Annotated in this window: 20 protein-coding genes; all 20 read left to right on the top strand. The window is 45.3% G+C overall.

Annotated elements, in window-relative coordinates:
- Window positions 1-38 precede the first annotated feature (38 nt).
- The 20 genes from dnaN (at window position 39) to atpG (ending at window position 18,912) form a co-directional block, all read left to right on the top strand.
- On the top strand, window positions 39-1,154 hold the full coding sequence (gene dnaN, locus ICN26_RS04445) for a DNA polymerase III subunit beta (protein ID WP_216267171.1): 1,116 nt from the start codon (window positions 39-41) through the stop codon (window positions 1,152-1,154).
- Between the two features lie 11 nt (window positions 1,155-1,165).
- Entirely contained in the window at window positions 1,166-3,664 is a 2,499-nt protein-coding gene (gene gyrB / locus ICN26_RS04440) for a DNA topoisomerase (ATP-hydrolyzing) subunit B (RefSeq protein WP_216267169.1), read from the top strand.
- A 5-nt stretch (window positions 3,665-3,669) separates the two neighbouring features.
- Entirely contained in the window at window positions 3,670-4,164 is a 495-nt protein-coding gene (locus ICN26_RS04435) for an SET domain-containing protein (protein WP_216267167.1), read from the top strand.
- 14 nt (window positions 4,165-4,178) lie between these two features.
- The gene (locus ICN26_RS04430; protein ID WP_216267165.1) at window positions 4,179-4,394 is read left to right on the top strand and encodes a DUF3717 domain-containing protein; all 216 of its coding nucleotides are present in this window, start codon (window positions 4,179-4,181) and stop codon (window positions 4,392-4,394) included.
- Window positions 4,395-4,498: 104 nt separating this feature from the next.
- Window positions 4,499-5,266: an ABC transporter ATP-binding protein gene (locus tag ICN26_RS04425; RefSeq protein ID WP_216267163.1), complete on the top strand. Its 768-nt coding sequence runs from the start codon at window positions 4,499-4,501 to the stop codon at window positions 5,264-5,266.
- Window positions 5,263-5,967: an ABC transporter ATP-binding protein gene (locus tag ICN26_RS04420; protein WP_216267161.1), complete on the top strand. Its 705-nt coding sequence runs from the start codon at window positions 5,263-5,265 to the stop codon at window positions 5,965-5,967. Before ICN26_RS04425 ends, ICN26_RS04420 begins: the two co-directional genes overlap by 4 nt.
- Before the next feature lie 22 nt (window positions 5,968-5,989).
- Window positions 5,990-7,213, top strand: coding sequence for an ABC transporter substrate-binding protein (locus tag ICN26_RS04415; protein ID WP_216267159.1), 1,224 nt, complete (start codon window positions 5,990-5,992; stop codon window positions 7,211-7,213).
- Between the two features lie 17 nt (window positions 7,214-7,230).
- Window positions 7,231-8,151, top strand: a complete 921-nt coding sequence (locus tag ICN26_RS04410; protein ID WP_215328310.1) for a branched-chain amino acid ABC transporter permease — start codon at window positions 7,231-7,233, stop codon at window positions 8,149-8,151.
- A gap of 54 nt (window positions 8,152-8,205) precedes the next feature.
- Window positions 8,206-9,081 carry a branched-chain amino acid ABC transporter permease gene (locus ICN26_RS04405; RefSeq protein ID WP_216267657.1) on the top strand — a complete coding sequence of 292 codons (876 nt, stop codon included), beginning with the start codon at window positions 8,206-8,208 and terminating at the stop codon, window positions 9,079-9,081.
- Between the two features lie 244 nt (window positions 9,082-9,325).
- Window positions 9,326-11,251: a tRNA uridine-5-carboxymethylaminomethyl(34) synthesis enzyme MnmG gene (gene mnmG, locus ICN26_RS04400; protein WP_216267157.1), complete on the top strand. Its 1,926-nt coding sequence runs from the start codon at window positions 9,326-9,328 to the stop codon at window positions 11,249-11,251.
- A complete protein-coding gene (gene rsmG / locus ICN26_RS04395) occupies window positions 11,244-11,906 on the top strand; it encodes a 16S rRNA (guanine(527)-N(7))-methyltransferase RsmG (RefSeq protein WP_216267154.1) in 663 nt (220 codons plus the stop codon). The genes mnmG and rsmG overlap by 8 nt, the downstream gene beginning before the upstream one ends.
- 24 nt (window positions 11,907-11,930) lie before the next feature.
- Window positions 11,931-12,701 (top strand): ParA family protein, encoded by a 771-nt coding sequence (locus ICN26_RS04390; RefSeq protein WP_216267152.1) that lies wholly within the window; start codon window positions 11,931-11,933, stop codon window positions 12,699-12,701.
- A gap of 17 nt (window positions 12,702-12,718) precedes the next feature.
- Window positions 12,719-13,612, top strand: a complete 894-nt coding sequence (locus ICN26_RS04385; RefSeq protein ID WP_439650721.1) for a ParB/RepB/Spo0J family partition protein — start codon at window positions 12,719-12,721, stop codon at window positions 13,610-13,612.
- 33 nt (window positions 13,613-13,645) lie between these two features.
- On the top strand, window positions 13,646-14,134 hold the full coding sequence (locus tag ICN26_RS04380) for an ATP synthase subunit I (protein ID WP_216267148.1): 489 nt from the start codon (window positions 13,646-13,648) through the stop codon (window positions 14,132-14,134).
- 32 nt (window positions 14,135-14,166) lie between these two features.
- Window positions 14,167-15,057 carry a F0F1 ATP synthase subunit A gene (gene atpB / locus ICN26_RS04375; RefSeq protein ID WP_216267656.1) on the top strand — a complete coding sequence of 297 codons (891 nt, stop codon included), beginning with the start codon at window positions 14,167-14,169 and terminating at the stop codon, window positions 15,055-15,057.
- Between the two features lie 42 nt (window positions 15,058-15,099).
- Window positions 15,100-15,366, top strand: coding sequence for a F0F1 ATP synthase subunit C (gene atpE / locus ICN26_RS04370; RefSeq protein WP_028818346.1), 267 nt, complete (start codon window positions 15,100-15,102; stop codon window positions 15,364-15,366).
- 63 nt (window positions 15,367-15,429) lie between these two features.
- The gene (locus tag ICN26_RS04365; RefSeq protein ID WP_216267146.1) at window positions 15,430-15,900 is read left to right on the top strand and encodes a F0F1 ATP synthase subunit B; all 471 of its coding nucleotides are present in this window, start codon (window positions 15,430-15,432) and stop codon (window positions 15,898-15,900) included.
- Window position 15,901: 1 nt separating this feature from the next.
- Complete coding sequence (locus ICN26_RS04360) at window positions 15,902-16,438, top strand: F0F1 ATP synthase subunit delta (RefSeq protein ID WP_216267143.1); 537 nt, start codon at window positions 15,902-15,904, stop codon at window positions 16,436-16,438.
- Between the two features lie 45 nt (window positions 16,439-16,483).
- The gene (gene atpA, locus ICN26_RS04355; protein WP_216267141.1) at window positions 16,484-18,025 is read left to right on the top strand and encodes a F0F1 ATP synthase subunit alpha; all 1,542 of its coding nucleotides are present in this window, start codon (window positions 16,484-16,486) and stop codon (window positions 18,023-18,025) included.
- A gap of 17 nt (window positions 18,026-18,042) precedes the next feature.
- Window positions 18,043-18,912: a F0F1 ATP synthase subunit gamma gene (gene atpG / locus ICN26_RS04350; protein ID WP_216267139.1), complete on the top strand. Its 870-nt coding sequence runs from the start codon at window positions 18,043-18,045 to the stop codon at window positions 18,910-18,912.
- Window positions 18,913-18,933 lie beyond the last annotated feature (21 nt).

Raw genomic sequence — 18,933 nt, 5'->3', positions numbered from 1 at the left:
ACTACTACTAATAAGATATATACAAGGATTTAAAAGCAATGCAACTCGTAAACACTTCAAGGGATAGTTTATTAAAACCACTTCAGGTTGTTAGTGGCATTGTTGAACGTCGACATACTCTACCCATTTTGGCAAATCTATTGTTCAAAAAACAGGGTGACAAAATTTCTTTTATATCAACGGATATAGAAATCCAAATCACGACTAATGCAAGTTTTGGCGTGGGTGCTGAAGATGTCACTACTACTGTTGCAGCAAGAAAACTTTTGGATATTTTGCGTGCACTCCCAGAAGGTCCAGTGGCGCTAAACCTAAAAGATAACAAAATGGTTGTGCAGAGTGGAAAAAGCCGCTTCTCTTTACAAACCCTATCTGCATCAGAGTTCCCGGTAATGCAAAGTGTTGGTGAGGTAACTGCGAGCTGGAGAATGACTCAAAAGAGTTTTCGTCAACTGGTTAGTCAAGTTCACTTCGCTATGGCGCAGCAGGATATTCGGTATTACCTCAATGGGATGTTGTTGGTTGTTGAGGGTAAGCAGGTGATTGCTGTGGCCACCGATGGTCATCGTTTAGCCTATTCTCAGGTTGAATTAGCTGAGGCTCCAGCAGGCTCCGGACAGAGGCAGGAAATTATTATTCCCCGCAAAACCATTCTTGAGTGCCAACACTTACTCGAGGACTCTGATGAGATGTTAGAGATGAGTCTCATGTCTAATCAGGTGAAATTTACTTTTGGTGACATTGAGTTAATTTCAAAATTAGTTGAGGGTAAATTCCCTGATTTTCAACGAGTGATTCCTAAGGGCCACAAAAATTCATTAGTGGTTGGACGTGATGTTTTGCAGTCCGCATTACAGCGTGCTGCAATTTTGACAACCGATAAATTCAAAGGTGTTCGCTTTTCATTGTCACCAAATCGAATCACAGTTCAATCAACCAATGCTGAACAAGAAGAGGCGCAAGAAGAGATTGAAACTGAATATAGTGGGGATGATGTTGAGATTGGCTTCAATGTAAGTTATTTATTAGATGTTTTATCAAACCTGAAAAATGAAAAAATTCAAATTAGTTTGGGTGATGCGAACAGCAGTGCAGTGATTACCTTACCTGGTTCTGAAGATTTCAAGTATGTTGTGATGCCAATGCGTATTTAATTTAGAAAAAAATGACTGAAGAAAAAAAAGTAGTAGAGCAGTACGGTGCATCATCAATTCAAATATTAGAAGGTCTTGAGGCTGTTCGTAAACGTCCAGGAATGTACATTGGAGACACATCTGATGGCACTGGTTTACACCATTTAGTTTTTGAAGTTCTAGATAACTCAATTGATGAGGCTCTAGCAGGGTACTGCTCAGAAATTACAGTCGTCATTCAAACCGACAACTCCATTTCTATAGTTGATAACGGCCGCGGCGTTCCAACAGGTATTAAATACGACGATAAGCATGAGCCAAAAAGAAGTGCGGCTGAAATTGTGATGACAGAGTTGCATGCTGGTGGTAAGTTCGATCAAAACAGCTATAAAGTCTCTGGTGGTTTGCACGGTGTGGGCGTTAGTTGTGTAAACGCACTTTCTAAATGGTTGAAACTTACTATTCGACGCGATGGCAAAGCGCATTACATGGAGTTCGCCCGCGGCGTTATTCAAAATCGCAACATTCAAAAGGAGAATGGCGTTGCTACATCGCCAATCACTGTTACTGGTGATACAGCCCTGTCAGGTACAGAGGTTCACTTCTTGGCAGATGAAACTATTTTTGGAAACGTTGAGTTTCACTACGAAATTCTGGTTAAGCGCATCCGCGAACTTTCGTTTTTAAATAATGGCGTGCATATTAAATTAATTGATCAACGCTCTGGTCAAGAAGAAGACTTTGCCTTCTCTGGTGGTGTGAAGGGTTTTGTTGAATATATCAACCAAACAAAAAATGTTTTACATCCTAATATTTTTTACGCTGAAGGTATTCGCCCGTCGGACCTAGGTGGCAACATTACCGCTGAAGTGTCAATGCAGTGGAATGATAGTTTTAGTGAGCAAGTTTTATGTTTTACTAATAACATCCCGCAGCGTGATGGCGGTACTCACCTAACAGGATTGCGCGCGGCAATGACACGCGTAATCAATAAATATATCGATGAGCATGAAGTTGCCAAGAAGGCCAAGGTTGAAATTTCTGGCGACGATATGCGTGAAGGCCTTGCTTGCGTTTTGTCCGTTAAGGTTCCGGAGCCAAAGTTTTCAAGTCAAACAAAAGATAAGTTAGTTTCTAGCGAGGTTCGCGGACCAGTAGAGGAGATTGTTGCTGAAGCCCTGAGCGCTTATTTACAAGAGCGCCCAGCAGATGCCAAAATTTTGTGCGGAAAAATAGTAGATGCCGCTCGTGCTCGCGAAGCAGCCCGCAAGGCTCGCGACATGACTCGTCGTAAAGGTGTTTTGGATGGCCTGGGGCTTCCTGGAAAATTGGCGGATTGCCAAGAAAAGGACCCCACTAAGTCTGAGTTGTTTATTGTCGAGGGAGATTCCGCGGGCGGCTCTGCCAAGCAGGGTCGAGATCGTCGCTTCCAGGCGATTCTCCCCCTTAAGGGAAAAATTCTGAATGTTGAGAAGGCGCGCTTCGACAAGATGTTGGCAAGCCAAGAGGTGGTTACTTTAATTACTGTGCTTGGAACGGGTATCGGCGCCGAAGAATACAAGGCCGACAAACTCCGTTACCATCGGATCATTATCATGACCGACGCGGATGTAGATGGAAGTCATATACGCACACTCTTACTCACCTTTTTCTACAGACAAATGCCTGAGTTAATTGAGCGTGGCCACATCTATATTGCTCAGCCACCATTATATAAGGTGAAGTTTGGTAAAAATGAGCAATACATTAAGGATGACGCCGAACTTAATCAACTGCTTTTAAAGATTGCTCTTGAGTCAGCATCACTACAAACCCCCACGGGCGAAATCATCGAGGGGGCTGCATTAGGTGAGTTAGCTAAACACTATCAAGTGATTCAATCTATTGTTGACCGCTTATCACGCACCATCGATGAAGATGCTTTGCGTGCCATTGCCTCTGGCACACAACTAAACTTAGATACAGAAAAATCAGCCCAAGAATCTGCAGAGCGCTTGCGCGTTGCGCTTGCCGACTCTTTAAATCCATTGGCGCTTCCACCTGAAATTATTGTCCAAAAAGAAGAGCGCACCGATCGCTACAAATTATTGTTGTCTCGCCGCATTCATGGCAACCTGAGGTTGTCAGCAATCAACTCTGATTTTGTCCACGGTGATGACTATCAAAGCCTATCCAATGCGGCAGCGGTTTTATCTGGCAAGGTGTTGCCGGGCTCGAAGGTGCGCCGCGGAGATCCAGACAAAAACCAAAAGGAGCAGGCGATCCAAAACTTTAGGGCCGCCTTTGCATGGTTACTTTCTGAGGCTGAGCGCGTTCTCAGTCGTCAGCGCTATAAAGGCCTTGGCGAGATGAACCCCTCCCAGTTGTGGGAAACCACAATGGATGCGGGATCACGCACCTTGCTCCAGGTCAAAATTGAAGATGCAATTACTGCAGATCAAGTCTTCACCACCTTAATGGGTGATGAGGTGGAACCGCGTCGTGCTTTTATTGAAAAAAATGCCCTCATTGCACGCAACTTGGATGTTTGATTTAAATGAGTAAAAAGAAATTAGTAGCTCCAAAAATTGATCGTTCGCGCATTGTTGTCAAATCTTCACCTATTCATGGAAAAGGTGTTTTTGTTGCGAAACCAATTAAAAAGGGTGATGCCATTATTGAGTACAAAGGCGAGCGAATTAGTTGGAAGTTGGCGGAGAAGCGCCATCCACATAACCCCAAGGACCCAAACCATACTTTTTACTTTTCACTAGAAGATGGTCGTTGTATTGATGCGAAGTATGGTGGAAACGCTGCTCGCTGGATTAACCACTCCTGCAAGCCAATTTGTGAAACCCAAGAAGACAGCTTCGATGGTGAGCCTCGCGTATTTATCTATGCCAAAAGAGACCTTAAGGTTGGTGAGGAGCTTTTTTATGATTACTCCCTTGGGGTTGATGGGCGCATCACCAAACAAATGAAAAAGGATTATGAGTGCCGTTGTGGCGCCAAAAAATGTCGAGGCACAATGCTGTCTCTCGATAAGAAGTAAATTCTTTTTTCAACATGTTGTTTATTACTATTCAGGATTTAGAGGCTGCCATTAATTATTGGCGCAGCCAATCACCTGCGGTTGGTGAAGAGCTTCATTTATGCCCAGAGGCCGCTGCTCTTGCAAAACCATATGCTCTGATGATTGTTCAGGGCGCTCAAAGAGTTCCTGTGGAGGTTTTGGATGAGGCGGCAAGGCTAGCAATCCAAAACTTTCTAAGCAACACCTAGGCGAATTAATCATTACACCCCCTACGTTTTTAGGGTTATCGCTATATTAGTAAACCCCTTCTTAGGGTATTCTCAAACTCCTGCCTATCGATGGGTATAAGGATTTGGGTTTGCAAGAAACAATATTAAAAACAATTGGCCTTGGTAAGACTTTCAAAGGTTTTTCTGCGGTAAGTGATGTCAATTTAGATGTTGCTCGGGGAACTATTCACGCGCTTATTGGGCCCAATGGCGCCGGCAAAACAACCTGCTTTAACCTCCTTACAAAATTCTTAGAGCCCTCTAGCGGCCAGATTTTGTTTAATGGCTTTGATATCACCAAAGAGCGGCCGGCCCAAATCGCACGTCGTGGCGTTGTCCGCTCATTCCAAATTTCAGCCGTTTTCCCACATTTAACTGTTTTAGAGAATGTTCGTGTTGCACTGCAGCGAGGATTGGGCACCGAATTTCACTTTTGGAAGCCTGGAAACTCGTTAAGCGTTCTCAATGAGCGCGCTGAACAGCTTTTGTGTGAGGTGGGTTTAGCGGACTTTGCCCACGAGGAAACTCTAAACTTGGCTTATGGTCGTAAAAGAGCCCTAGAAATTGCTACCACCATGGCAATGGAGCCCGAATTAATGTTGTTGGATGAGCCAACACAGGGCATGGGACATGAGGATGTAGAGCGCGTTACCGAGTTAATTGATCGGGTTGCTAAGGGCCGTACCGTTTTGATGGTTGAGCATAATATGAAGGTAGTTTCCTCTATAGCAGACCGCATCACGGTATTGCAGCGAGGCTCAGTATTGGCCGAAGGCTCCTACCAAGAGGTTTCCAATAACCCCTTAGTGGTTGAGGCTTACATGGGTAGCCATGGGGGTGATGGCATATGAGCACGATGGCGCTGGAGGTTAAAAACCTCGAGTCTTGGTATGGTGAGTCCCACATTCTCCATGGTGTGAATTTTGCCGTTCGTGATGGTGAGGTGGTTACCCTTCTGGGTCGCAATGGCGCTGGTCGCAGCACCATTTTAAAAACCATCTTAGGTCTGACCAGTAAAAGAACGGGTTCGGTAGAAATTTATGGCAGCCAAACCATTGCGTTGCCAACTTACAAAATTGCTCGCTTAGGCGTCGGTTTTTGCCCGGAAGAGCGCGGAATCTTTGCTAGCTTAAGTGCTGAGGAGAATCTGTTGCTCTTGCCAGAGATTGCATCTGGCGGCATGGGTTTGGATGAGATTTATGAAATGTTCCCCAATTTGTATGAGCGACGCAATAGTCCCGGTACAAGACTTTCGGGTGGCGAGCAGCAAATGCTCGCAATGGCGCGCATTCTGAGAACTGGCGCAAAGTTACTGTTGCTAGATGAGATTACCGAAGGCTTGGCACCGGTGATTATTCAAAAGTTGGGCGAGGTTGTTACCAGCTTACGCAATAAGGGCTTCACTATTGTTTTGGTGGAGCAAAACTTCCGATTTGCAGCTCCTTTGGCAGATCGGCATTATGTTGTTGAGCACGGCAATGTGGTTGAGGTTGTCAATCAAAATGAGCTTACGGAAAAAGCAAGTTTATTAAACGAGTATCTTGGTGTTTAGTGGTTATTTATAGGAGACATAAATGAAGTTAAAGCAAATTACAGCGTGTCTAGTGGCGGCAACCTTTTTTGGTTCAAACCCAGCATTCGCGCAAACATCTAAAGTGAGTGGCGATGTAGTTAAGATTGGCGTGTTAACCGACCTCTCTTCAATTTATTCTGACTTGGCTGGTCCCGGTGCGGTAATTGCCGCAAAAATGGCAATCGCTGATTTTTCAAAGGATGGCACGGTTATTGGTAAGAAGATTGAGTTGCTTAGTGCTGATCATCAAAATAAGGCGGATATTGCTGCTAACAAAGCGCGTGAGTGGTACGACAAAGATGGTGTGGATGTGATTGTTGAATTGGTATCCACCAACGTTGCGCTCGCCGTAATGGAAGTAGCAGAACAAAAGAACAAGATCACTTTGGTGTCTGGCGCAGCTTCTTTGCCAATCACTAATGAAAAATGTACTGCTAATAACGTGCACTGGACCTATGACACTTATGCGCTTTCAAACGGCACTGCCAAGGCTGTTGTAAAGCAGGGTAAAAAGAATTGGTACTTCCTTTCTGCTGACTATGCTTTTGGTGCCGCCTTGGAGAGAGACGCGACGAACGTTATTAATGCTAACGGTGGCAAGGTATTGGGAACCAGTAAGCACCCATTTCCGAATAGCGACTTCTCTTCATATCTGCTAAAAGCCCAAGCAAGTGGCGCCGATGTTGTTGCCTTGGCAAATGCGGGCCAAGACACAATTAACTCTGTTAAGCAGGCTTCCGAGTTTGGCATCAACAAAAAGCAAACCGTTGTACCTTTGTTGATGTTTATTTCAGATGTTCATTCTTTGGGTTTGAATGCTGCTCAAGGTATGTACTTAACCGAAGGTTTCTATTGGGATAAAGATGACAAGACACGTGCGTTCGCCAAACGTTTTATTCTGCAACATAAGCGTATGCCGACCAGCGTTCAAGCCGGTGTTTATTCTTCGGTCCTTGCTTACTTGGCTGCAGTTCAGAAGGCGGGCTCTGATGATACTCAAGCGGTAATGAAGGTTTTGAAATCCACCAATATTGACGACGGTTTGTTTAAAGGAAAAATTCGTGCTGACGGTAAGTTTGAGCATGACATGTACTTGCTAGAAGTGAAGAAGCCATCTGAATCTACCAGCCCTTGGGATTATTACAACGTCAAAGCTGTGATTCCAGCCGCTGAGGCAACACAACCACTTTCATTGTCACGATGCAAGCTGGTTACTAACAAGTAATTGTTTTTTTAATTAGCATGTTTGAACTTCTTGGAATTACCCCACAAGGGCTGGTTGCTCAGCTCTTAGTGGGGCTTATTAATGGCTCTTTCTATGCCATTTTGAGCTTGGGCCTCGCTATTATTTTTGGCTTACTTAATATCATTAATTTTTCGCATGGTGCTCAGTACACCATGGGAGCTTTTGTTGCGTGGATTGGTTTGACTCAAATTGGCCAATGGCTTGGCTTTCCTGAGTTCTCAATTAACTATTGGTTTGCATTAATTTTGGTGCCCTTGGTGATGGCGGGTTTTGGTTTAATTCTCGAGCGCACAATGCTCAAGCGCTTATACCATCTTGATCACCTTTATGGTTTGTTGTTAACTTTTGGTTTGGCCCTGATTATTGAGGGCATGTTCCGCCATTGGTATGGAATTTCCGGTGAGAGTTATCCAGCCCCTGAATTACTACAAGGCGTTATTCCATTAGAGTCGATTGGCATTATTTTGCCTAAATATCGCTTGTGGGTAGTAGTTGCCTCTTTAGTGGTTTGTTTCTTTACTTGGTATGTAATTGAGAGAACGAAGCTGGGCTCTTATCTTCGCGCTGGAACTGAAAATCCAAAACTACTTCAGGCATTTGGCATTAACGTACCTTTAATGATTTCTTTGGCCTATGCCTATGGTGTTGGCCTGGCTGGTTTTGCTGGTGTTTTGGCTGCACCTATTTTTCAAGTTAACCCACTGATGGGTTCGAATCTCATCATTGTGGTTTTTGCAGTAGTCGTGATTGGCGGCATGGGCTCCATCATGGGCTCCATCTTGACTGGCCTTGCCTTAGGTTTGATTGAGGGCTTAACCAAAGTGTTTTATCCAGAAGCATCTGGTGTGGTTATTTTTGTGATTATGGCAATTGTGTTACTCATTCGTCCTGCTGGACTTTTCGGCCGGGAGAAATAAGTGAGCTCAAAAATAAAATTGCTTTATGGCATTTTGGTTTTAATTGCTTTGCTGATGCCTTTTCAGGACTTCATCTATTTAGTCTTTGCCATGAAGGTCTTGTGTTTCGCGCTTTTCGCTTGTGCCTTTAATTTATTGCTAGGCTTTACGGGACTTCTTTCTTTTGGTCACGCTGCATTTTTCGGAACCTCTGCCTATATCACCGCCTACCTTTGCAAAGAGGCTGGCTTGTCTCCTGAGCTTGGAATTGTCTTGGGCGTCCTGGGCTCTGGCATTTTAGGATTTTTGATTGGCTCATTGGCAATTCGTCGTCAAGGAATTTATTTTGCGATGGTGACATTGGCGCTTTCCCAAATGGTTTACTTTTTGGCGGTACAACTTCCATTCACTGGTGGCGAGGACGGCATTCAAGGGGTGCCACGTGGCATGTTGTTTGGCTTGATTGATTTAAAAGATGACGTCAGCATGTATTACTTTGTGCTGGCTATTTTCTTGCTTGGATTTGCGCTGATCGTTCGTACTGTGCATTCTCCTTTTGGCCAGGTTTTAAAAGCAATTCGCGAAAATGAACCTCGTGCAGTTTCTTTGGGTTATGACGTTGATCGTTTCAAGCTGATCTCTTTTGTAATCTCCGCTGCTCTAGCCGGTCTCGCAGGTTCTTTGAAAACTTTAGTCTTTCAGTTGGCAACATTGACTGATGTTCACTGGCATATGTCAGGTGAAGTTGTTTTAATGACTCTGTTGGGCGGCATGGGTACCATTCTTGGTCCGGTGGTCGGCGCGGGCATTGTGGTCGGCTTGCAAAACTATTTAGCTAATATTGGATCTTGGAGCACCATTGCAACTGGATTTATTTTTGTTGTTTGTGTTTTGGCATTTCGTCGAGGCGTTGTTGGTGAAATCACTCATTTTTTTAAGAACAAGAGTTAAATTCTTTTTCTATTAATTAGGTTTTAGTATGGCGCTTTGGCGCCGTACTCATTTAAGATCCCCCGCTTTCTGCTTAAAGTAAGACGCCAGCAAGAGGGTTGAGTGTTTTGTCTCAGCCTGTAAAAATATTCAATTAAATCAATTGCTTACAAAATACTGATCATGTGGCTTATTGTTTAAGCATAGATTTGTTTCACGTGAAACCTACAAAATGCTATGATCACCGCCCTATCTGAGGCAAATCATGCGTTATTCAAAAAACTTTGATGTCATTGTGGTTGGCGGCGGTCACGCCGGAACTGAGGCCGCCCTTGCGGCTGCACGCATGGGATGCGATACCCTTCTCGTAACCCATAGCATTGAGAGTTTGGGTGCAATGAGCTGCAACCCTTCAATTGGTGGAATTGGAAAAGGCCACTTAGTTAAAGAGATTGATGCTATGGGTGGTGCTATGGCAGCAGCTACTGATGAGGCTGGCATTCAGTTTCGGATATTGAATTCAAGCAAGGGCCCTGCCGTTCGTGCAACTCGCGCACAGGGTGACCGGGTTTTATATAAGGCAGCGATCCGTCGCCGTCTTGAGAATCAAGATAACCTAACCCTTTTTCAGGCTGCTGTAGATGATCTTCTGGTTCAGGGCGATGAAGTTCAAGGTGTTGTGACGCAAATGGGGCTGAAGTTTATGGCCAAAAAGGTGGTGCTAACCGCTGGCACATTCTTGGATGGGAAAATCCACGTAGGCTTAAATAATTATGCTGGCGGACGGGCTGGTGATCCAGCTGCCACCTCTTTGTCTTCTAGGCTGAAAGAGTTGAAGCTTCCCCAGGGCCGCCTAAAAACCGGTACCCCGCCCAGGATCGATGGGCGCACCATTGATTTCTCGGTGATGCTGGAGCAGCCAGGGGATTTGGATCCAGTACCAGTTTTCTCTTATTTAGGACGGCCTGAGCAGCACCCTAAGCAAGTCCCCTGCTGGATCTCGCATACCAATGAACAAACTCATGACATTATTCGCGGCGGTTTAGATCGTTCCCCGATGTACACCGGGGTTATTGAGGGGGTGGGCCCACGCTATTGCCCTTCTATTGAGGACAAGATTCATCGTTTTGCCTCCAGAAACAGCCACCAAATCTTTTTAGAGCCCGAGGGCCTAACAACAAATGAGTTTTACCCCAATGGCATTTCTACTAGCCTGCCGTTTGATGTTCAGTGGGATTTGGTTCGTAGCATCCGTGGCCTAGAGTCTGCTGTAATTGTGCGCCCTGGCTATGCCATTGAGTACGATTTCTTTGATCCACGCCATTTACGTCATAGCTTGGAAACCAAGGCAATTGCTGGCCTGTACTTTGCTGGCCAGATTAATGGCACAACAGGCTATGAAGAGGCCGCTGCCCAAGGAATGCTTGCTGGTATCAACGCCGGCTTGGCGGCACAGGGCAAGGAGTCTTGGTTGCCCAAACGCAGCGAGTCTTATATTGGTGTTTTGGTGGATGACCTCATTACTTTAGGCGTCCAAGAGCCCTATCGTATGTTTACTAGCCGTGCAGAATATCGCCTAAGCCTTCGTGAAGATAATGCGGATCTGCGCCTCACTACTATTGGTCGTGAACTAGGTTTGGTGGATGATTACCGCTGGAATACGTTTTGTAGGAAACAAGAGGCTGTTTCACGTGAAACATCTCGAATACAAGCTATTTGGATTGGCCCAAAACATGGATCAGCTAAGGCTGTTTCTGAGCTTTTAGGTCAAGATCTGTCGCACGAGTGTAGTTTGGCCGACCTTTTAAGGCGTCCAGGCGTTACTTATGAGGCGCTTACGAGTTTGGCTGAGGGCCTTTGGTCGCCAGGGATGCTAGACAGTGATTTAGGTTTGGCGCAGCAAATTAGTGATCAGGTTGAAATTTCCATTAAATATCAAGGTTACATCGAGAGGCAGGCTGTGGAGATTGCTCGACAAGAGCATAACGAGACCTTTCCACTGCCTGAAGCTCTGGATTACACCCAAGTGCTCGGCTTATCCAAAGAGGTTCAGCAAAAACTCAATTTGCATAAGCCAGGCACCTTGGGTCAGGCCGGCAGGATATCTGGTGTTACGCCTGCCGCCCTCTCCTTATTATTAGTTCACCTTAAAAAGGGCTTAGGCCGCACCCAAGAAGAAATTCATGAGTAATGATTTGGTTTCTTTGGGCATTGAGAGTTTGGGCCTCAATCTTAGCTCTTCCAACATGGCTGATTTAGAGCTTTTCTTGCAGGAAATGGGTCGCTGGAACCAGGTGCATAATTTGACTGCTATAGAGGGTGAAAAGAACTCAGTTCGACTGCATCTTATTGATTCTATTACAGTTTTACCAGTTATGCGCCGTTTTCTGGGCTTACCTAAGCCCAAAATCGCGGACCTAGGGTCGGGCGGCGGTTTACCTGCAATCCCGATCGCTATTTTGCAGCCGGAGTGGCATTTGACTTTGATTGAGGCTATTCGTAAAAAGACGGCATTTTTGCAGCACGTGCGCGGTAAGCTAGGTTTAAGGAATATTCAAGTATTGAGCGAGCGCGTTGAAGCGGTGGCCAAATCACAGCCTGGGCAGTTTGATGCGGTGATTTCTAGGGCATTTACCAATCTTGCCCATTTTTTAGAGTTGTCCTTACCCCTGCTCAAGCCCAATGGCCTCGTATTTGCCATGAAGGCTAAGCGCGCAGATGAAGAGTTGCAGGATGTTTGTATGGATGATTGGCGCCTTGTGGCCGATGAGCCCCTAGAGATTCCGAATTTGGCGGTGGAGCGCCGACTTTTGGTCTTATCCCCCGTGAGAAAATTACCCCTTTAAAGCACGACATTTTTAAGAAAAATTATGGCCAAAATATTCTGTATTGCAAATCAAAAAGGCGGGGTTGGCAAAACCACTACCGCTATTAATTTGGCCGCTGGTTTAGCTGGACACCAGCAGCGTGTTTTATTGGTGGATTTAGATCCACAAGGTAATGCGACGATGGGCTCAGGAATTGAAAAAGCAGACCTTAGCAGCACGGTCTATCAAGTGTTGATTGGCCTATCAACAGTGAAAGAATCCGCGGTGCCTTGTGAGAGCTCAGGCTACGATGTGTTGCCAGCAAATCGAGATTTGGCTGGTGCGGAAATTGAGTTGGTAGATTTAGATTCGCGCGAACAAAGATTGAAAGATGCGCTTGCTCTTGTTGCGAATGACTATGACTTTATTTTGATTGACTGTCCCCCTGCACTATCTTTGTTAACGCTAAATGGATTGTGTGCGGCGAACGGTGTCATTGTCCCAATGCAATGTGAATATTTTGCATTAGAGGGTTTGTCAGATTTAGTAAACACGATTAAGCAAGTCCACGCAAACTTAAATCCTGACTTAGTGATCATCGGCCTATTGCGTGTGATGTTTGATCCGCGCATGTCTTTGCAACAACAAGTTTCCGATCAATTACTTGAACACTTTGGGGATAAAGTATTTAAAAGCATCATTCCCCGCAACGTTCGCCTGGCCGAAGCCCCGTCCTATGGGCTTCCTGGGGTGGCGTTTGATAAGACATCGCGTGGTGCCAAAGCATACTTAGAGTTTGGCGCTGAGATGATTGAGCGCATTAAGCAAATGTAAAATTTAGGAACAAAAATATCATGGTTGCAATAAAGAAAAAAGGTTTGGGTCGTGGTTTAGAGGCGCTCCTCGGCGACAAGGCGCAAAAAGAAACTACAAACGAAATTAATCGTCTGCCATTAAGCGCATTGCAGGCTGGCAAATATCAGCCGCGTCAAAAAATGGAAGCGGGTGCCTTACAAGAGTTAGCCGAAAGTATTCGAGAGCAAGGTGTGATGCAACCCTTGTTGGTGCGTTTGGTTTCCCATGGTAAATATGAAATCATTGCCGGCGAACGTCGCTTTCGTGCGGCAACTTTGGCTGGTTTAAAAGAGGTGCCTGTATTAGTTACTGAGGCCAACGATCAAGCTGCTGCAGCTATGGCTTTGGTTGAGAATATGCAGCGTGAAGATCTGAATCCGCTCGAGGAGTCTCAAGGCCTCGCCAGACTGATTGAGGAGTTTGGTTTTACGCATGAGCAAGCAGCAAAAGCGGTTGGTAAGTCACGTAGCGCCGTAAGCAATTTATTGCGCTTAAATCAATTGCCAAAACCAGTACAAGCCATGCTTTTGGCGGGCGATATTGATATGGGCCACGCCCGTGCTTTATTGCCCTTGCCTGGAGCAAGCCAAGTCGCTTTGGCGCAAAGAATTGCTGCTCAAGGCCTTTCCGTGCGAGAGGCTGAAAGAATGGCTACTGCCCTAGCGCTTGCTGGGGGTCAAATTGGTGACAAAAAGGCCAAAACCAAGGCGGAGAGCGGCACACCAAGCCGCGATCCAGATATGCGACGCTTAACTCAAGAAATCGCTGATTTGATAGGCTTAAATGCAGAATTTAAGTTTAAGGGCAAAGGTGGCGAGCTCAGAATCCGCTTTAGCCAGTTTGATGAGCTAGATTCCCTGTTAAAAAAGCTGGGTATTCAAGCGGACTAAAGCCCTTTTGCTCCACCACGAGAAATGAATTTTGTGAATAAAGAACAGCCAATTCCCAAGCATCTATGGGATGAGATCGACGATGACTCCTTTAAAGCTCTGAGTAAAGAGGAAATGGATGCATTGCGTAAGGCAAAGCCGCTCAATTTTAGGTTACCGAATTCATGGTGGATCGTCTTAAGTCAGGTAGTGCTAACCTTAATAATTGCTTCTGCCTGCTTTGTTTTTTCTAACCAGGCTGACAAAAGCGTTTATACTTATTCGGCTTTGGTAGGCGGTTTGATTGGGTTTTTACCCTCAGCATTATTTTTGATGCGCTTAGAGGCGGCAAAAAAGAATGTAAAATCAGGCCCTAGCGGATATTTAGCAGCAGTGGTTTCTGGCGAATTTATAAAAATTCTAGCAACCGTTCTCCTGTTTATTGGCTTTGCCTTAAAGCAACCTGATTTGAAATGGATTCCATTGCTTGTCACTTATTTGGCTACGCTCAAGTGCTATTTGCTGGTGTGGTTTTGGAAGTAACAGGCGGTAAATATATAAGGACAAGTTTAGAGATGTCTAGCGAAGTCAACGCAGCAGCAGGGGCGGCCCATCATGTGGCCAGCGAACCGCTTACACCGACCGCTTATATTGCTGAGCACTTACAAAACCTCAATAATATCGGCGGGCCGCAAACCTCGGTTATTGACTTCAGCATCATTAATTTAGACACCATCTTTTGGACCTCTTTAATGGGGCTGATCACAGTTTTCCTATTGGTTCTTGCGGCACGTAGAGCATCTCCTGGCGTTCCCGGCCGCTTTCAATGTTTGATTGAGCTGCTGGTAGAAATGGTGGACAACCAAACTAAAAGCATTGTTCATGGGGATAGAAGCTTTATCGCCCCGCTGGCCCTGTTCGTTTTTTGTTGGATTATTCTTTTAAATACCTTGGACTTAGTGCCGGTAGATTGGATCTATGGGGTTAACCAATTTATCGGTGGTTTCGGAGTTCATGTTCCTCATCACAAGATAGTCCCCACTACTGATTTGAATGCTACCTTCGGCCTGTCATTTTCAGTTCTCCTGTTGGTGTTCTTCTACAGCTTCAAAGTCAAAGGCCTAGGGGGCTTTTTGCATGAGCTAGTTTCTGCACCCTTTGGCGCAAAGTGGTACTTGGCGCCTTTCAACCTAATTTTGAACATCATTGAATATATTGCTAAGGGCGTTTCCCTCGGCATGCGACTTTTCGGCAATATGTACGCAGGCGAGCTACTATTTTTGCTCATCGCCCTTTTGGGAAGCATGTGGACCTTTAACTTAGATTTGTACATGCTTGGCTTCGTCGGTAATGTGATTGCGGGTTCAGCTTGGGCAATCTTTCACATCTTAGTTATTTTGTTGCAAGCATTTATTTTCATGATGTTGACCTTGGTTTACATTGGGCAAGCCCACAGTCATCATTAACTTTTTTATTTTTAACCTCACTTTCAATACTTAGGAGTAAACATGCAAGCATTCTTAGCCAACATCCAAGGACTAACCGCTATCGGTATTGGCCTCATCATCGGCCTCGGCGCATTGGGAGCCTGTTTGGGCATTGGCCTAATGGGCGGTAAGTTCATTGAGGGCGCTGCCCGTCAACCAGAACTGATCAATGAATTACAAACCAAAATGTTCCTTTTGGCTGGTTTGATCGATGCTGCGTTCTTGATTGGCGTTGGTGTTGCAATGTTGTTTGCTTTCGCAAACCCACTGCTCGCAGTTATTAAGTAATTGTTTTGGCGTGGATGACCATCGGGTCATCCTACTGTTCTCAACAATACTGAAAGGAATATCGTGAATCTGAACGCGACCCTATTCGCGCAAATGATCGTTTTCTTCGTCTTATGGTGGGTTGTTGCACGCTTTGTGTGGCCACCGCTAGTTAAGGCGTTAGATGAGCGTTCAAGCAAAATTGCTGATGGCTTGGCATCTGCCGAACGCGGTAAAGAAGCGCTCGCATTGGCAAGCAATGAAGCTGAGCAAGAATTAACTAAAGCACGCCAAGAAGGAGTACTGCGTGTTGCAGAGGCAGAAAAACGTGCTCAAATGTCTGCAGAAGAAATTCGCGCAAACGCACAAGCTGAAGCCGCTCGCATCATCTCCCAAGCCAAGCAAGATGCTGATCAACAAGTAACACGCGCTCGCGAAGTATTGCGTGCTGAAGTAGCTGTGCTGGCCGTTAAAGGCGCAGAGCAAATTTTGCGTCGTGAGGTAGATGCAAAAGCCCACAGCACATTGCTTGATCAACTAAAGGCAGAACTTTGATATGGCTGAATTAGCCACTATTGCGCGGCCTTATGCTGAGGCGCTTTTCCAAAGCACTAAGGCTACTGAGCTTGCTACATGTTTAGAGCAGCTAAATGAATTAGCTCAGTTAGCCGCCTTACCAGAAGTTGCCGCCCTGTCAAACAATCCAAAAGTATCTGCGGATGATCTAAGCAAGCTTCTTTCTGGCATGTTGAAGACAAAGCTAGACGGCAAAATAGCGAGTTTTTTGAGTCTTGTAAATCAAAACCACCGCTTATCAGCTATTCCTGAAATTGCTAAACAATTTGAGGCGATGAAGAATAAGAGCGAGGGTGCAGCAGAAGTAATGATTACTAGCGCATTCCCATTAGAGGGTTCTGCGTTGAATGATTTGTTGTCAAGTTTGAAGAAGCGCTTTGGGGGTAAAGAATTGCGCCCAACTATCCAAGTAGATCCTGCATTGATTGGCGGAGTTCGCATTCAGGTTGGTGATGAAGTAATGGATAGCTCTGTAAAAGCACAGTTAGCTCAAATGCAAGCAAGTCTTGGCGCATAAGTTATCCCTATTAAGAACATACGAAATAATACCCAGGAGTAAGTAATGCAACTCAACCCTTCCGAGATCAGTGAACTGATCAAAAGCCGAATTAGTGAACTGGGTGTTGATTCCCAACTTCGCAACGAAGGCACTGTAATTTCAGTGACCGATGGTATTTGCCGCGTACATGGCTTGTCTGGTGTTATGCAAGGCGAAATGTTGGAATTCCCTAACAACACAATTGGCCTCGCGTTGAACCTTGAGCGTGATTCAGTTGGTGCTGTGGTGTTGGGAGAGTACATCCACATTAAAGAAGGTGACCCAGTTAAATGTACTGGCCGCATTTTGGAAGTTCCAGTTGGTCCGGAGTTGCTTGGTCGCGTTGTAAACGCGCTCGGTCAACCGATTGATGGTAAAGGCCCAATCAATACTAAATTGACTGACTTTATTGAAAAAGTTGCTCCAGGCGTTATCGCACGTCAATCTGTTAGCCAGCCAGTACAAACTGGTTTGAAAGCGATTGATGCGATGGTTCCAATCGGTCGCGGTCAGCGCGAGTTGATCATTGGTGACCGCCAAACAGGTAAAACAGCAGTTGCTGTTGATGCGATCATTAACCAAAAAGGTAAAGGCGTTTATTGCGTTTACGTTGCGATTGGTCAAAAAGCCTCCACGATTGCTAACGTTGTACGCAAGCTCACAGAGCTAGGCGCAATGGAGTACACCGTTGTTGTTGCGGCGAGTGCTTCTGAGTCCGCAGCGATGCAATACCTCTCAGCATATGCTGGTTGCACAATGGGAGAGTACTTCCGTGATCGCGGTGAAGATGCATTGATCGTTTATGACGACTTAACAAAACAAGCAGTTGCATACCGTCAGATTTCTTTGCTCTTGCGTCGCCCACCAGGTCGCGAAGCTTACCCTGGCGATGTGTTCTATCTTCACTCCCGTTTGCTTGAGCGCTCTGCTCGTGTAAATGCTGAATACGTTGAGAAATTTACAAATGGTTCAGTAAAAGGTAAGACTGGCTCTTTGACAGCATTGCCAATTATTGAGACTCAAGCTGGTGACGTTTCTGCTTTCGTTCCAACCAACGTGATTTCGATTACTGACGGTCAGATCTTCTTGGAAACCGACTTATTTAACGCTGGCGTACGTCCTGCGATTAACGCTGGTATTTCTGTGTCACGTGTTGGTGGCGCAGCCCAAACTAAAGTTATTAAGAAATTGTCTGGCGGTATTCGTACCGACTTAGCGCAGTATCGTGAATTAGCAGCATTTGCGCAGTTTGCATCCGATCTTGATGATGCAACTCGTAAGCAACTCGAGCGTGGTAAACGTGTCACTGAATTATGTAAACAGGCGCAGTACAAGCCTTTGCAGGTTTGGGAAATGGCCGCCTCACTTTATGCCATGAATAACGGCTACTTCGATGATCTTGAAGTAAAGCATGTACTAGCATTTGAAAAAGGCTTACAGGATCATTTGAAATCAAAATACGCTGATTTAATTGGTCGTATTGAAGAGACCAAAGACTTGAGCAAGGATGATGAAGCTGCTTTGCGTTCTGCAATTGAGGATTACAAGCGTTCAGCCTCTTTCTAAGAGGACTCGCATAAATCATGGCAAGCACAAAAGAGATACGATCTAAGATCAAGAGCGTGCAAAACACGCGCAAGATCACTAAAGCAATGGAAATGGTCGCCGCATCCAAGATGCGTCGTGCCCAAGAGCGCATGCGTAATGCGCGTCCTTATGCTGAAAAAATTCGTGAGATTGTGGCCAATCTTTCCAAAGCAAATCCTGAGTTTCGCCCTGCTTACATGGTAACTCGTGATGTAAAGAAAATTGGCACGATCTTGGTTACAACAGACAAAGGTTTATGCGGCGGACTAAACACCAACGTATTGCGTCTGATTGCAAACCAGGTACGCGATATGCAAGGCGGCAATATTAATATTGAATACACTGCAATTGGCTCAAAAGGTCTTCAGTTTTTGAATCGTTCAAAAGCAAAGCTGATTTCTCAAACAACTCAAATTGGTGACACGCCGCACATGGATGTGTTGATTGGCGCAATTACCGCCCAGTTGGAAGCGTTTGAGCGCGGGGAAATTGATGCCGTTTATTTGGCATATACACGTTTTGTCAATGCAATGAAGCAAGAACCTGTTTTAGAAAAACTCCTGCCTTTAGAGTCTGCAGCTTTAACTCCAGAAGAGAAGACGGGTAATTCTTGGGATTACATCTACGAGCCAGATGCAGAGTCCGTTTTGAACGGTTTACTCAAGCGCTATGTAGAGGCAATGATTTACCAAGCTGTTGCTGAGAACATGGCTTCAGAACAATCTGCACGCATGGTCTCGATGAAGGCCGCCTCAGATAATGCGAAGAACGTGATCGGCGAATTGCAATTGGAATACAACAAAACACGACAAGCTGCTATTACTAAAGAGCTGTCCGAGATTGTTGGTGGAGCGGCTGCAGTTTAAGCGGTCAGCATTTAGGAATAC

Origin of the sequence: Polynucleobacter hallstattensis, assembly GCF_018881835.1 — a bacterium.
GTDB classification, from domain to species: domain Bacteria; phylum Pseudomonadota; class Gammaproteobacteria; order Burkholderiales; family Burkholderiaceae; genus Polynucleobacter; species Polynucleobacter hallstattensis.
The sequence above is the reverse complement of the archived record's forward strand: the minus strand, read 5'-3'. Positions and strand labels throughout refer to the sequence as shown.

Coding starts and splice junctions, on each gene's coding strand:
- dnaN (WP_216267171.1), top strand. CDS start 39: ATGCAACTCGTAAACACTTCAAGGGATAGTTTATTAAAACCACTTCAG.
- gyrB (WP_216267169.1), top strand. CDS start 1,166: ATGACTGAAGAAAAAAAAGTAGTAGAGCAGTACGGTGCATCATCAATT.
- ICN26_RS04435 (WP_216267167.1), top strand. CDS start 3,670: ATGAGTAAAAAGAAATTAGTAGCTCCAAAAATTGATCGTTCGCGCATT.
- ICN26_RS04430 (WP_216267165.1), top strand. CDS start 4,179: ATGTTGTTTATTACTATTCAGGATTTAGAGGCTGCCATTAATTATTGG.
- ICN26_RS04420 (WP_216267161.1), top strand. CDS start 5,263: ATGAGCACGATGGCGCTGGAGGTTAAAAACCTCGAGTCTTGGTATGGT.
- ICN26_RS04415 (WP_216267159.1), top strand. CDS start 5,990: ATGAAGTTAAAGCAAATTACAGCGTGTCTAGTGGCGGCAACCTTTTTT.
- ICN26_RS04410 (WP_215328310.1), top strand. CDS start 7,231: ATGTTTGAACTTCTTGGAATTACCCCACAAGGGCTGGTTGCTCAGCTC.
- ICN26_RS04405 (WP_216267657.1), top strand. CDS start 8,206: ATGCCTTTTCAGGACTTCATCTATTTAGTCTTTGCCATGAAGGTCTTG.
- mnmG (WP_216267157.1), top strand. CDS start 9,326: ATGCGTTATTCAAAAAACTTTGATGTCATTGTGGTTGGCGGCGGTCAC.
- rsmG (WP_216267154.1), top strand. CDS start 11,244: ATGAGTAATGATTTGGTTTCTTTGGGCATTGAGAGTTTGGGCCTCAAT.
- ICN26_RS04390 (WP_216267152.1), top strand. CDS start 11,931: ATGGCCAAAATATTCTGTATTGCAAATCAAAAAGGCGGGGTTGGCAAA.
- atpB (WP_216267656.1), top strand. CDS start 14,167: ATGTCTAGCGAAGTCAACGCAGCAGCAGGGGCGGCCCATCATGTGGCC.
- atpE (WP_028818346.1), top strand. CDS start 15,100: ATGCAAGCATTCTTAGCCAACATCCAAGGACTAACCGCTATCGGTATT.
- ICN26_RS04360 (WP_216267143.1), top strand. CDS start 15,902: ATGGCTGAATTAGCCACTATTGCGCGGCCTTATGCTGAGGCGCTTTTC.
- atpA (WP_216267141.1), top strand. CDS start 16,484: ATGCAACTCAACCCTTCCGAGATCAGTGAACTGATCAAAAGCCGAATT.
- atpG (WP_216267139.1), top strand. CDS start 18,043: ATGGCAAGCACAAAAGAGATACGATCTAAGATCAAGAGCGTGCAAAAC.